Consider the following 13,804-nt stretch of genomic DNA (forward strand, 5'->3'; position numbering starts at 1 on the left):
AGCCGCTTTATAGCGGCTTTTTTATACCAATTAGCTTCTTCATGATAAGCAAAAAGTAGGTGAAATCGGTATTATTAAGGAAATTGTGATGAAACTTGAAGATATTCGTAGAGAGTACACCAAAGATGGTTTGCGTCGTGAGATGCTAAAGGACACGCCAGTCGCGCAATTTGAACTGTGGCTTGAGCAGGCAATTGAAGCTAAATTTGCAGATCCGACAGCGATGGTAGTTGCAACTGTAGATGAAGATGGGCAGCCATCTCAGCGCATAGTATTGCTCAAACATGTTGATGAAAATGGCTTTGTCTTCTTTACTAATACCGGCTCAAGAAAGGCGCAAGAGCTAAAACAAAACAACAAGATCTGTTTGCATTTCCCATGGCATGAGATTGAGCGTCAGGTAATTGTTTATGGGGAAGCACAACCATTGCCAACTAGCCGTGTTGCCAAGTATTTTTTGTCACGGCCTAAAGAAAGCCAGCTTGCTGCATGGGCGTCTCAACAATCACGCCCGGTCTCATCGCGTCAAGCATTAATGCAAACCTTTAGTAGCATGAAAGACAAGTTTGCCAAAGGCGAAATACCACTTCCTGATTTTTGGGGCGGTTACTGTGTTGTGCCCACCAAAATTGAGTTTTGGCAAGGGGGAGAGCACCGCCTTCATGACCGTTTTATGTATGTGAAACAAGCTGATGGCAGCTGGGAAATTGAGCGACTTAACCCATAAACTTGCTTTTATAGATAGCCACTGCCACCTTGATTTTAGTGAGTTGGCAGCGGGCTTAGCCACGCATATAAAAGCCGCCCAAAGCGCGGGGGTTGAACGTTTTATAGTACCAGGTGTTACGCTTACTCAGTCGCAACGACTGCTTGAATTTAAAACTGATCACCCGGAATGCGCGATTGCAGCGGGTCTGCATCCTTATTTTATCGACAAATACCACGAAGGTGATATGGCAAAACTTGCCCAGCACGCCAAGCTTAACCGTGCACAGCTGTGTGCCATTGGAGAGTGTGGCATAGACGCTACTTGTGAAGCGCTAGCGCAGCAAGTTTCGCTTTTTGAAGCGCATGTTAGGCTGAGTAATTTGCTTGAGTTGCCACTTATTGTCCACCACCGTAAGAGTCATCATCTGATAGCCGCAGTGTTTAAGCGCATTAAGCCAAAATTTGGTGGGGTGATCCATGCTTTCTCAGGCTCAAAACAACAAGCTGAATATTATATCAGTCAGGGTTTTAAGCTTGGAGTTGGAGGGACTATCACCTATCCAAGGGGTGAAAAAACAGCACAGATCATCTCACAATTGCCACTTGAAAGCTTAGTACTAGAAACCGATGCTCCATCCATGCCGCTGAATGGGTATCAAGGAAAGGTCAATACGCCCAAGCGCGTAGTTGAAGTATTTGAAAAGCTCTGTGAATACCGCCCTGAAACACCAAACTTGTTGGGTGCCATGCTTTATCAAAATACCAAACAGTTATTTGGTATAAGTTGACAATACTGGCATAAACCAAGGTTGATGCTGTAATACCAATTTGCTTAATTAAATGGTCTATTTTGAGGCGAGAAAATCTTGTCGATAACTAGGCAAAAATTTTGCTATTTAGTTGTTCTAAATGAGAAATTTTTAACGCTGTTAGCGTCAGATTTACTCCTTCAAATTGAGCAAGTATTAAGTCAAATTGGTATAAATACCCATTACGATAGGCATTCACAGCAAATATATACGGGGTCAGGTTATCGGGCAAACGTACTCTTTGTGACGGTATAAAACATCCTTATCAGCAATAAATAAGAGGTAAAAGCGCCGTTGTTGACTGCAACTTTTACGCCACGCATCAAACCGTGATGGTTATGTTAATTGCTGGTTGATGATATTAATCATCTCCTTGCCATATTGATGGATAAAAAAGTGTCCACCGTCAAAATATTTGTAGGTACAAGGTTGAGCGGTGAGCGCTTGCCAAGCCAAAATATGTTCATCTAAAATCTCATCCTCTACACCGTGAAATACGTGAATAGGAGTTGGGAGGGCGCGTTGCTCGGCAACATAGGTATCGGCAATCTTGAAATCTGCTCGCAGAAGTGGAATTAACAATTCCATCAACTCAGCATTGTCTAGTACCTCTTTCGGTGTGCCATTTAAATCGCGTAACTTTGCTATAAAGGCATCATGAGGAAGGTCATGTAAATATTTTTTATTCGATGTGCAGTGTGGTGCTCGGCTGGCAGAGGCAAAGACTTTACTAGGTAAAGGAAGCCCCAAAGTGTGTAGCTCGCAAGCGAGAGCATAAGAAATACGACTACCAAGACTGTGACCAAAAAACGCGTAGGGCTTACTGGTAATAAAGTCTTTATACAGTAATAGCTCCTCTATCACTTCAGGCATATTATCGATAGCAGGCTCCATGAGTCTCGCCCCTCTACCTGGCAATTGCACAAAGACCAGTTCTATATGGGTATTAGCCCGTTCAATCCACGGGGTAAAAATCGTGGAAGAGCCTCCCGCATAAGGAAAGCAAAATAGCCTTAGAGTGGCATTCGGGTTTGGTTTTGGAATGATAAAAAGTTTATTGTTCATATCCTTTGTCTTTGGAATTTATATAAATTACCATTGATATTATCAAGTTATTTACAATAGTAATAGTGTTAGCCTTGAATCAATGTCGATTTGGCGACCCAAGTGTTTTTACTTTCTTGCGAATTTTGCGTTTGACTTCCCAACCTTTTAATCCCCTACCAATTTGCCACGTAAATACCATCGTGATAATCAACATGAGTAACACCACTCTGCCTAGCTCATGAAAGTGAGCATGGCTTTGTGACATCGCAGCTTCGGTTAAATATACCATGTTAACAAAGCCCAATGGTTGGCCTGTTGGGGTATAAACTGGTTCAGAAATAATACTTTTTGTTTTACTTAAACCTGGAAGTGTTTGAGGCAATTGTTGGTACTGCATGGGCGCTGTGTTACCGTCATTACCAACAACAAAGCGTCCTTGAAAGTCATAAATAGAAACTTGTAAAACAAAGTCATCACCAGCTAAATGGTTAGCGAGCGCACTCAATCTTGGGTAATCATTACGTGAAAGTGGTAAGGCAGCATTTTTTGCTAGTTGCTTGGTCAAGCTGCGCGCTGTGAGGTCAGCGCCATTGTGCAATAACCGATGCGATTCAAAGCTGGTGTTAAAAGCAAGCCAAGTAACCATAACCAAGCAGATAGCGGCGATACACAAACGCAACAGTCTGCGTCCTCGAGATGAATTTAGGGCTTCTAGGACATGTAAATTTTTCATATTTATCAAATATTACCTGCTTTTACTGAGCATAGATACTGACAGTTAAGCGCAATCGTGTTAAAAATCGCCTTAACGCTATCAAGGAGCAACTTATGCCGTCAATCATTCAATTAGGCGATATTGAGCTAAAAACACCTATTCACACAATGATGTCGCTGGGGCAGTGGTATCATTATCAAAATAACACAAGTCTCTCGCAAGTAAATCCGCCGCTTGCTAATACTTGGCAAACACTTTGTTTTTTTGGTGAAGAGATAGCTAGTGAGCACTTGATAAAATTAGCTAAGTTTATTGCTGAGTTTACCGCGCAGCCTATTTATGTGTGTGCCTATCAACCACATAAATCGCTGCCTGTGGCGCTGGCCTTTAGCATTGATACCTCACATTTGCCTACTAAGGCACAGGTTAGGGCTGTGGCTGATGCGTTACATCTACAAGGTGCAATTATAAGCCAAGCACCAACGCTTGAGCGCCCTGGGTTGTTGGTGATGGATATGGACTCAACCGCAATTCAAATCGAATGTATTGATGAGATTGCAAGATTGGCTGACAGGTTTGATGAAGTGGCAACTATCACAGCGCAGGCCATGGCGGGGAGCCTTTCGTTTGCACAAAGCCTACATCGTCGTGTCGCCTCCCTTGAAGGTGTGAAGCTATCGCAGATCCAAGCGTTAAAGGAAAACCTCCCATTGATGCCTGGTATTGCAGTGCTGTGCCAATCATTAAAACAGCATGGCTGGTCTTTAGCCATTGCCTCCGGTGGTTTTACTTGGTTTGCAGAAGCGCTAATCGCACCGTTACAGCTCGACGCTGTTTTTGCTAATACCTTAGAAGTGGCTAACGAGCAGCTAACTGGCAAAGTGTTAGGAGAGATAGTGGATGCCGATAAAAAGGCGAAAGTGCTTGAGCAGTTAGCAGGCCAGTTAAGTATACCTATGGCGCAAACAGTCGCTATTGGTGATGGCGCAAATGATCTGGTGATGATGGCAAAAGCACAGCTCGGTGTAGCCATTCACGGCAAGCCAAAAGTGGTTGAACAGGCTGACGCCGCTATTTGTGAAGGCTCACTGCTACAGCTGTTATATTTGCTTGGGGTGCCGAATTAATATACGATTTGTAACGTAATAAAGAGTAATGCTTTATTTGTTGATTTTTTGTTTCTGTTTGTTACTATCTGCGCTATTAGGTTCACAGATGGCATAGAAGCAAAGCGTGCAAGGCATGACTCATTTACTGCTTCTTTAACATTCGTATAGTAACGATATCATGTTAGGGATATAACAGCGTTGTTTTTCTTTAAAAATAGTATAACAGGGGATGACCTTCGCGCGCTAAGAAAACGAAAGGGAGTCACCATGCAACAAATGGCAGATAAAATTGGTGTTTCTCTCAGGACGATAGAGAATTGGGAGACTGATGTTGGCCAGCCACGAATAAACCAATTTTTAGAAATATGTATTTATTGTTCGGTTGATATCAAAGGGCTTATCGCTCAAATTCGACAGAGTGAAGCGGAACAAAAAGACTTAAAAAAATAGGAATTAACGATGAAGAATTTAATGTCGGTATTTCTTGCTCGTTTATTGGGGTGTCATACATTGCAAGAAAGTAAACTGCATCAACTTCGGCTTGTTGAGGTAGACGTTAAGCTTGTTTATGGCGGAAGTGGTACAGAAAATGGTGGCCGACCCAAACAAGTCAAAGAAGATTCAACTAATGGGTAATGGAATTGAGTTTTTACAGGTAAAGTATGAAATATTTATTAGCACTTCTTTTTATTCCTTTTAGTATCTTTTATTTCAACTCTCAGCTTGACCAAGTAGTTATGTTGACAGCAATAGCAATAGTTGGTCTTGTCTATTTCTCAGATACTAATATTCGTCATATCTGTATATTACTCTTTGTTACTCATCTACTGGGGTTTTCTTTTTTCCATTTTGAACTGTTTGCACTTAGCGACGAGTCTATTCAAGTTTGGAAAAATAATCGTATATATCTCATTCATTTTCTAACTGATGTAGTGATGTTTTTATTAATAGCCACTAGGCCGATTTTGTCTCGAAACTGGTTGACTAGAAAAGGTAAAGAAACAAAAGAGGTCTTAATGACCAATGCTGATATGGCATTGATGACAGTGTTTCTTTTATTTATATGTATAGATTTACTAGCCATGGCAGAAAATTTGATTCGTAATTTAGAATATCTTGGAGTAAACGAAGAGTTTGCCAAGCAGTTTTGGGGGTGGGATTGGGTGTTTTATAATTATTCTTCAATCAAGAGTATTTTATTAGGCCTCGAACTCGCTGCTGTTTTGTCAATCACCACTAAAATGGCTAGACAAAACTTTACCAGAAGAAAAGCCGCTACCTAGATATATAAAGTCAACATGGCTGGACTTTATGTTTTCAATCTAAAGTCTAGCCTCTTTCCTATTACCAGTGCTTCAATGAGTGCCCCAGGCACACCTACACATGCTAAAAAGCTAAAACCTTAGACCAAGTAAATTGGTTGAAATCGACCAGTATACAAAGCAAGCGCTCTACCAGCGGCCAATTTGTATTCGTCTTGGGACGCTGCGCCATTGTTCAAATTGAGACTCAATATGCGCATTGTGGCTACGAAAGAGTGTTTCAATATTTTGCGCTGGTACAATATTGCAAGGATTACTGCCTTCTTGAAGCAAGTATTCAAACAAAGCGTTACTGTTGTTCTCAATCATAAATCCAGTGAATAGATAGGTGTTAGCGTAAAGGGTTGTATTTTGCAGCGTTTGCCATTGGTCTTCGCTGTTGAACAAAGTGCTGATATCAAGTTTTGTATAGTGTGTGCGCAGCAGGCCTTGTTGCGTTAGCCAGTCCTCAGTTGAGTTGTAGATCGTAAATCGACCCGTCTCATTTATTCTAAGGTGCTCAAAATACTCCGCTATGCCTTCCGTTACCCACCTAGGTGTTAAGCCAAAATAATAAAATACCAGCGCATGCACTGACTCATGCAGTAATGTTCTTAAGGTTTGTTCATCGCTACCACCACCATTAACAAACCCTTGGTTTTGAAACAAAAAATACATCCCAGCAGTACCACTAGGCTCGACATTACGGGCAAGAAGTAACTCGTTATACTCATCATCGTTGGCTGCAATATACATATTTAGCTGGATAGGACTGAGCGCTTTTTTTTGTGCCGATTGATTGATAAAGTGCTGAAATAGCAGGTAGACCACTTGGAGTACTTGCTGTGCTTGAGCACGGGCTTGTGGATTAAGTTTTTTACCTGTTAGCTGTAATTGCAGCTGTTGGTTGTTTTGGGACTGCGCGTTTAACGAAAACACTTTATTTTTTAAAGTTGCGCAAGTTGGCGTTGTCATGCCGCTAAACATATTAACCACATCACTGTGGCCTGTCAGGTGCTCCAGTACTTGCTCTGGCTTTTTCGTGGGCACTCTTTGAGTAACTGGTTGAGTAACTCGTTGAGTGTTTAGCTGCGGTTTATATGTCGGTACATGAGAGGGGTCTATTACAGCACGAAGTTTATTGGTTTGGATCTCCAATTGTTTGCCAAGCTCTTGTAATAAAGACTTGGGCGAGTCTTTCGATGCGCTAGGGTAAATTAGTACCAGCAAAAAAAATAGGAATATAATAAGTAGCAGTGCAACCAGTCCTCGCCAAATCAAAGTCGTTCCCTTTGTAATATCCCCAAAAGCGCTTTTGTTATACTGTTCCTTGGTTGTCTTGGCAACCGCTAATTAATACCAATTTGACTTAATACTTGCTCAATTTGAATGAGTAAATCTGACGCTAACCGCGTTAAAGATTTCTTATTTAGAACAACTAAATAGCAAAATTTTTGCCTTGTCTACAAGACGTAGATACCTCGGCGTGAGCAGGACGCGGAAGCGGTGTCATCGACAAGATTTTCTCGCCTCAAAATAGACCACTTAATTAAAAAAATTGGTATAAACGGTTCTTTTTTATCAATAATGTACCCATAACAAAAATTGTCGCCTATACTCTTTCTAAAAATAAATAGGCGTGCAGATGAAAGCAGTTTGGTTGATAGTGATACTGGTTTGTATCAGTTGCAATACGAGAGCGCTTGAAGCTCATGTGAACATTACCACTGGACAGTGGCCGCCTTATTTAGATCAGGCGCAACAAGACCAAGGATGTGTGGCCAAGGTAATAAGAGACGCATTTGCACTTTCAAATATCAAAGTGCGGTTTTTATTCATGCCTTGGGAGCGAGCATATCAAGAAGGGATGAAAGCTTCCTATATTGGCAGTGCTTATTGGTATTACAGTGAGCAACGTAGCCGGGACTATCACTATACTGAGTATCCACTGACAGAAGAAATCGCGCGATTTTATCACCATAAAACACTTGATTTTCAGTTTACTAGTTACGCCGATCTAAAACCGCATAAGTTGTTACTAAACCGGGGTTTAACTTATCCTAAAGCTTTACTAGACGCTATTGATACGCATGCAATAAAAACATCCTATGCGACTTATACAAGTAAGAATATTGCACTTATTTTAAGAGAGCGCGCCGATATTATGATCATGGATGAAAAGTCAGCTAAGGCTTATCTAAAGGAGCTCCCTGTTGACGATGCAAAGTTATTGGTCGCCCAACCCGAGCCAGCCTTTGTGCAGCATGGGTATTTACTTATCAACAAACACCATAGTGAATATTTGGCACCATACAACAGGGGATTAAAGACTTTGTTAAGTGATATGGATTATGTTGCGCGTTTTAAAGCGCATTGTGAACGTGCGCTTGAATCATAACTGTCTTCTATAAAGCTATCCTCATTAAATCTTTATCTGGTCTGACCATTTAAATCACCTTTTAAATTTTCGTGATTCTTGGTTAAAATTTATGCACTTTAACTGTTGTTTTTACACTCAGTTTATTATTGAATTGAGCTGAATTTTGACAGTTGTCATGGATTTTGATAACGTATTGTGCAAATTTGGTATGACCAATTTACCTATGAAGTTAATTCTTACCAAATTGATTAAAATAAGTCAGCGAGCTGGCTAGGTCACATCATAAAAAATTGGCGTTATTTCAATGTCTTTAAAGATTAAAGCAGCAAAACTATCGGACGTAATACTAGAACAGCTTGAGAATATGATCCTCGAGGGCTCGTTATTACCGGGTGAAAAGTTGCCGCCTGAGCGTGAGCTAGCTAAGCAATTTGAAGTGTCGCGTCCATCACTACGTGAGGCTATCCAGAAATTGGAAGCAAAGGGGCTTGTAACCCGTCGTCAAGGTGGTGGTACGTATGTTAAGAATCAGCTCGAAGAGGGGCTAACTGATCCATTATTCGACTTGATCAGTAAACACCCTGAATCTCAGTTCGATTTACTTGAGTTCCGTCATGCACTAGAGGGCATTGCAGCCTACTATGCGGCGCTCAGGGGCACAGAGAATGACTTTGCAAAGGTACAACAAAGCTTTGACAACATAGCACAGATAGGTGATGACCTGATGCAAAAGGCAAGGGCAATTAATGCTTTTCACTTTGCCGTTGCAGAAGCGTCGCACAACGTCGTCCTGCTTCATCTTGTAAAAGGGATGCAGTCATTGCTTGAGCAAAACGTGCTGCAAAACTTAACTGTCTTGGTGCAAAAATCAGATGTCAGTGAGCAGCTCGGTGAGCACAGAAAGTTGTTATTAGATGCGGTGATCAATGGTAACCCTGAACAAGCAAGACTTGCTAGTAACGCCCACTTAGCCTTTATCGAAGAAGCGTTATTAGAAGCCGGTAAAGAGCGCTCGCGAATAGAGCGCTCACTGCGTAGAACTAAGCAGCAGTAATCGGGCTTGATTCAGTAAGAATTGGCACAAATAGAATAAATTCGTATTTTAAACATAAGGAACACTCCATATGTCTGAAGTCAATAAAATTGACGTAGACGCGCTAGAAACCCAAGAATGGTTACAGGCGCTTGAGTCGGTCGTAAAAGAAGAAGGCGTAGAGCGCGCTCAGTTCTTGTTAGAGCAAGTATTAGAGCAAGCGCGTCTTGATGGCGTAGATATGCCAACAGGCACTACGACTAACTATGTCAACACTATCCCAGCAGATCAAGAGCCTGCGTATCCAGGGGATGTGAACCTTGAGCGTCGTATTCGCTCTATCATCCGTTGGAATGCGATTATGATCGTACTTCGTGCGTCGAAGAAAGATCTTGAGCTGGGCGGGCATATGGCCTCTTACCAGTCGTCAGCTGCATTTTATGAAATGTGTTTCAACCACTTCTTCCGTGCACCAAACGAGAAGGACGGTGGTGACTTAGTATATTACCAAGGCCACATTTCTCCGGGTATTTATGCTCGTGCATTTGTTGAAGGCCGCCTAAGCGCTGAGCAGCTAGACAACTTCCGCCAGGAAGTCGACGGTAACGGTATTTCTTCATACCCACACCCTAAATTAATGCCTGAATTCTGGCAGTTCCCAACGGTTTCTATGGGTCTAGGCCCAATCGCGTCTATCTATCAAGCGCGCTTCCTTAAATACCTAGATGGCCGTGGTCTAAAAGACACCTCTGAGCAACGCGTTTATGCCTTCCTTGGTGATGGTGAAATGGACGAGCCAGAATCACGTGGTGCAATTTCATTCGCTGCCCGTGAAAAGCTAGACAACCTATGTTATCTAATCAACTGTAACCTACAGCGTCTTGACGGCCCAGTAATGGGTAACGGTAAGATCATTCAGGAGCTAGAGGGCCTATTTAAAGGTGCTGGCTGGAACGTGATCAAAGTGGTTTGGGGTTCTGGTTGGGACAAGCTACTTGCTAAAGATACCACAGGTAAATTACTACAACTGATGAACGAAACAGTTGATGGCGATTACCAAACCTACAAATCAAAAGATGGTGCGTTCGTACGCGAGCACTTCTTTGGTCGTTACCCAGAAACCGCAGCATTGGTTGCTGATATGACTGACGAAGAAATCTTCGCGTTGAAGCGCGGTGGTCATGAGCCATCTAAGCTATTCGCGGCGTTTAAAGCAGCACAAGAAACCAAAGGTCGTCCAACAGTTATCTTAGCTAAAACCGTAAAAGGTTACGGCATGGGTGCTGCGGCTGAAGGTAAGAACATTGCTCACCAAGTTAAGAAAATGGACATGACGCACGTAGCGCATCTACGTTCTCGTCTAGGCCTTGATGACTTAGTGTCTGACGAGCAATTACAAGACCTGCCATACTTAACGCTGGAAGAGGGCTCAAAAGAGCACGAGTATTTACATGCTCGCCGTAACGCGCTGCACGGTTACACGCCTAAGCGTCTGCCTAACTTCACAGAAGCATTAACGCTACCTGAGCTAGATGCGTTTAAACCACTACTTGAAGAGCAAAAACGTGATATTTCAACAACGATGGCTTACGTTCGTGCACTAAATATCTTGTTGAAAGATAAGAGTATTGGTAAAAATATCGTACCTATTATTGCTGACGAAGCACGTACTTTTGGTATGGAAGGTTTATTCCGTCAAATCGGTATTTACAACCCACATGGCCAAAACTACAAGCCTGAAGACCGCGATATTGTTTCTTACTACAAAGAAGCAACCTCTGGTCAGGTACTACAAGAAGGTATCAATGAGCTAGGCGCGATGTCTTCATGGGTGGCTGCGGCAACTTCATACAGCACCAACGATTTACCAATGATCCCGTTCTATATCTACTACTCAATGTTTGGTTTCCAACGTGTAGGTGATATGGCGTGGATGGCGGGCGATCAACAAGCGCGCGGCTTCCTACTTGGTGCAACCGCTGGTCGTACAACGCTAAATGGTGAAGGTCTACAGCACGAAGACGGTCACTCGCACATTCAAGCAGGTACGGTGCCGAACTGTATTTCTTACGACCCAACGTTTGCATTTGAAGTAGCGGTTATTTTGCAAGATGGTATCCGCCGTATGTACGGTCCAGAGCAAGAGAACGTGTTCTACTACCTAACGCTCATGAACGAAAACTACCATCAACCTGCAATGCCAGAAGGCGCTGAAGAAGGTATTCGTAAGGGTATTTACAAGCTTGAAAGCCACACTGGCGACAAAGCACAGGTTCAGTTAATGGGCTCGGGTACTATCTTGAACGAAGTACGTAAAGCGGCGCAAATTCTAAGCGACGACTACGGTATCGGTTCTGATGTATTCTCTGTAACGTCATTCAACGAGCTTGCTCGTGACGGTCAAGATGCTGAGCGCTTTAACATGCTAAATCCAGAAGCAGAGCAAAAAGTACCTTATATCACGAGTGTGCTTGGTGATGCGCCAGCAATTGCAGCTACCGATTACATGAAAAACTATGCTGATCAAGTACGTGCATTTATGCCGAGCGCATCTTACAAAGTACTTGGCACAGACGGCTACGGTCGTTCAGACAGCCGTGAAAACCTACGTCGTCACTTTGAAGTGAACGCAGGTTACGTAGTAGTTGCTGCACTTGGTGAGCTAGTTAAGCAAGGCAAGATTGAAAAATCAGCTGTGACTGACGCTATCAAGAAATTTGATATCGACACCACCAAAACTAACCCACTTTACGCATAAGAGGACGAGTAATGGCAATCGAAATTCATGTTCCAGATATTGGTGCCGATGAGGTTGAAGTAACCGAGATCCTAGTAAGCGTAGGTGACACGGTTGCAGAAGAGCAATCGCTTATCACGGTTGAAGGCGACAAAGCATCAATGGAAGTACCTGCCTCTGTGGCAGGTATGGTGAAAGAAATCAAAATAGCTGAAGGCGATAAAGTCTCGACTGGTTCTTTGATTATGGTGTTTGAAGCAGCAGGTGAAGAAACAGCTGCAGAACAGCCTGGGAAAGAAACTAAGCCAGAAGCAAACGCTTCAGGTAAGACAGAAGTGAAAGAAGTTCATGTACCAGATATTGGTGGCGATGAAGTTGAAGTCACAGAAATCTTAGTGGCAGCTGGTGATGTTGTTGAAGAAGAGCAATCACTTATCACGGTTGAAGGCGACAAGGCTTCAATGGAAGTACCTGCACCATTTGCTGGTACTATCAAAGACGTGAAAATCAACGCGGGTGACAAAGTGTCAACGGGTTCATTGATCTTCACTTTTGAAGTTGCTGGTAGCGGTGATGCGCCAGCAGCTTCTGAAGCGCAAGCACCAGCACAGGAACAAGCGCCAGCAGCATCAGCTGAAAAAGAAGTACACGTACCAGATATCGGTGGTGACGAAGTTGAAGTCACTGAGATCATGGTTGCTGTAGGCGATAGCGTTGAAGAAGAGCAATCGCTTATCACGGTTGAAGGCGACAAAGCCTCAATGGAAGTGCCAGCACCGTTCGCAGGTACGATTAAAGCCATCAAAGTTAATGCTGGCGATAAAGTATCAACGGGTTCTTTAATCTTCGTATTCGAAGTGAAAGGCGCGGCACCTGCACCTCAGGCAGCAGCTAAAGCTGAAGAAAAGCCAGCGCAATCAGCGGCTCCAGCAGCGAAATCTGAAGCTCCAAAAGCATCGGCACAAAAAGATGATTTTGTGGCCAATGATCAGTATGCCCACGCATCACCAGTAGTACGTCGTTTAGCGCGTGAGTTTGGGGTTAACCTAGCTCGCGTTAAAGGTACAGGTCGTAAGAGCCGTGTACTAAAAGAAGACGTACAAAACTACGTGAAAGAGCTGGTTAAGCAAGTTGAGTCTGGTCAAGTCGCAAAAGGTGGCAACACTGGCGGCGGTGAACTTGGTCTTATTCCTTGGCCAAAAGTAGACTTCAGCAAGTTTGGTGAAGTTGAAGAGAAGAAGCTTTCTCGTATCAATAAGCTATCAGGTGCAAACCTTCACCGTAACTGGGTACAAATCCCACATGTTACACAGTTTGACGAAGCCGATATCACTGAGCTTGAAGCGTTCCGTAAAGAACAGAACGTACTTGCAGAGAAGAAGAAAATGGGTGTGAAGATTACGCCATTAGTATTCGTGATGAAAGCCGCTGCAAAAGCACTAGAGGACTTCCCAACGTTTAACTCTTCACTATCTGAAGATGGTGAGAGCTTAATTCTGAAGAAGTATGTTCATATCGGTATCGCGGTTGATACACCAAATGGTCTTGTAGTTCCTGTTGTTCGCGACGTGAATAAAAAAGGCATCATTGAGTTATCACGCGAATTGATGGAAATCTCTAAGAAAGCACGTGATGGTAAGCTGACATCTTCTGACATGCAGGGTGGCTGTTTCACTATCTCAAGCCTTGGCGGGATCGGCGGTACGGCGTTTACGCCAATCGTTAATGCTCCTGAAGTGGCGATTCTTGGTGTGTCTAAGTCAGACTTCAAACCAAAATGGAATGGTAAAGAGTTTGAGCCGCGCCTAATGGTGCCGCTAAGCTGTTCATACGACCATCGTGTCATTGACGGCGCACTAGCAGCTCGCTTTACTGTGACTCTTGCAAACTACCTAAGCGATATTCGCCAGTTAGTAATGTAAGAATAGAAACCGTATCACTTAGGTGATGCGGTTTTCTTGTATT

13 protein-coding genes are annotated in these 13,804 nt (G+C 43.1%); 10 read left to right on the plus strand and 3 right to left on the minus strand.

All coding sequences use genetic code 11. The annotated features are described in order from the left end of the window. Positions 1–85 precede the first annotated feature (85 nt). Together pdxH and J8Z24_RS03925 are read left to right on the plus strand one after the other, a co-directional pair. On the plus strand, positions 86–727 hold the full coding sequence (gene pdxH, locus J8Z24_RS03920) for a pyridoxamine 5'-phosphate oxidase (protein ID WP_206644506.1): 642 nt from the start codon (positions 86–88) through the stop codon (positions 725–727). Beyond that, positions 693–1,496: a TatD family hydrolase gene (locus J8Z24_RS03925; protein ID WP_252095303.1), complete on the plus strand. Its 804-nt coding sequence runs from the start codon at positions 693–695 to the stop codon at positions 1,494–1,496. The genes pdxH and J8Z24_RS03925 overlap by 35 nt, the downstream gene beginning before the upstream one ends. A gap of 357 nt (positions 1,497–1,853) precedes the next feature. Here the strand turns inward: J8Z24_RS03925 and J8Z24_RS03930 are convergent, their stop codons facing one another. After that, positions 1,854–2,582 carry a thioesterase II family protein gene (locus J8Z24_RS03930; protein WP_252095304.1) on the minus strand — a complete coding sequence of 243 codons (729 nt, stop codon included), beginning with the start codon at positions 2,580–2,582 and terminating at the stop codon, positions 1,854–1,856. Between the two features lie 79 nt (positions 2,583–2,661). Next, complete coding sequence (locus J8Z24_RS03935; protein ID WP_252095305.1) at positions 2,662–3,297, minus strand: AhpA/YtjB family protein; 636 nt, start codon at positions 3,295–3,297, stop codon at positions 2,662–2,664. Between the two features lie 95 nt (positions 3,298–3,392). Here J8Z24_RS03935 and serB point away from each other — a divergent pair, with 95 nt between their 5' ends. From serB to J8Z24_RS03955, 4 genes are all read left to right on the plus strand, one after another. After that, on the plus strand, positions 3,393–4,406 hold the full coding sequence (gene serB, locus J8Z24_RS03940; protein WP_252095306.1) for a phosphoserine phosphatase SerB: 1,014 nt from the start codon (positions 3,393–3,395) through the stop codon (positions 4,404–4,406). 180 nt (positions 4,407–4,586) lie between these two features. Continuing rightward, entirely contained in the window at positions 4,587–4,838 is a 252-nt protein-coding gene (locus J8Z24_RS03945) for a helix-turn-helix domain-containing protein (RefSeq protein ID WP_147391369.1), read from the plus strand. A gap of 9 nt (positions 4,839–4,847) precedes the next feature. Next, positions 4,848–5,024, plus strand: a complete 177-nt coding sequence (locus J8Z24_RS03950; RefSeq protein WP_167508308.1) for a hypothetical protein — start codon at positions 4,848–4,850, stop codon at positions 5,022–5,024. 26 nt (positions 5,025–5,050) lie between these two features. Continuing rightward, positions 5,051–5,671 carry a hypothetical protein gene (locus J8Z24_RS03955; protein WP_252095307.1) on the plus strand — a complete coding sequence of 207 codons (621 nt, stop codon included), beginning with the start codon at positions 5,051–5,053 and terminating at the stop codon, positions 5,669–5,671. Between the two features lie 168 nt (positions 5,672–5,839). On the opposite strand, the gene J8Z24_RS03960 is transcribed toward J8Z24_RS03955, so the two are convergent. Beyond that, a complete protein-coding gene (locus tag J8Z24_RS03960) occupies positions 5,840–6,970 on the minus strand; it encodes a DUF1570 domain-containing protein (RefSeq protein WP_252095308.1) in 1,131 nt (376 codons plus the stop codon). A 364-nt stretch (positions 6,971–7,334) separates the two neighbouring features. On the opposite strand from J8Z24_RS03960, the gene J8Z24_RS03965 reads away from it, so the two are divergent. From J8Z24_RS03965 to aceF, 4 genes are all read left to right on the plus strand, one after another. After that, positions 7,335–8,087, plus strand: coding sequence for a substrate-binding periplasmic protein (locus J8Z24_RS03965; protein WP_252095309.1), 753 nt, complete (start codon positions 7,335–7,337; stop codon positions 8,085–8,087). 286 nt (positions 8,088–8,373) lie between these two features. Next, entirely contained in the window at positions 8,374–9,123 is a 750-nt protein-coding gene (gene pdhR, locus J8Z24_RS03970) for a pyruvate dehydrogenase complex transcriptional repressor PdhR (RefSeq protein WP_125250480.1), read from the plus strand. A gap of 70 nt (positions 9,124–9,193) precedes the next feature. Continuing rightward, the gene (gene aceE, locus J8Z24_RS03975; RefSeq protein ID WP_147391223.1) at positions 9,194–11,860 is read left to right on the plus strand and encodes a pyruvate dehydrogenase (acetyl-transferring), homodimeric type; all 2,667 of its coding nucleotides are present in this window, start codon (positions 9,194–9,196) and stop codon (positions 11,858–11,860) included. An 11-nt stretch (positions 11,861–11,871) separates the two neighbouring features. Continuing rightward, positions 11,872–13,761, plus strand: coding sequence for a pyruvate dehydrogenase complex dihydrolipoyllysine-residue acetyltransferase (aceF, locus tag J8Z24_RS03980; RefSeq protein WP_252095310.1), 1,890 nt, complete (start codon positions 11,872–11,874; stop codon positions 13,759–13,761). The last annotated feature ends 43 nt before the right edge of the window (positions 13,762–13,804 follow it).

Origin of the sequence: Pseudoalteromonas sp. SCSIO 43201, assembly GCF_023716725.1 — a bacterium.
Classification (GTDB): Bacteria; Pseudomonadota; Gammaproteobacteria; order Enterobacterales; family Alteromonadaceae; genus Pseudoalteromonas; species Pseudoalteromonas peptidolytica.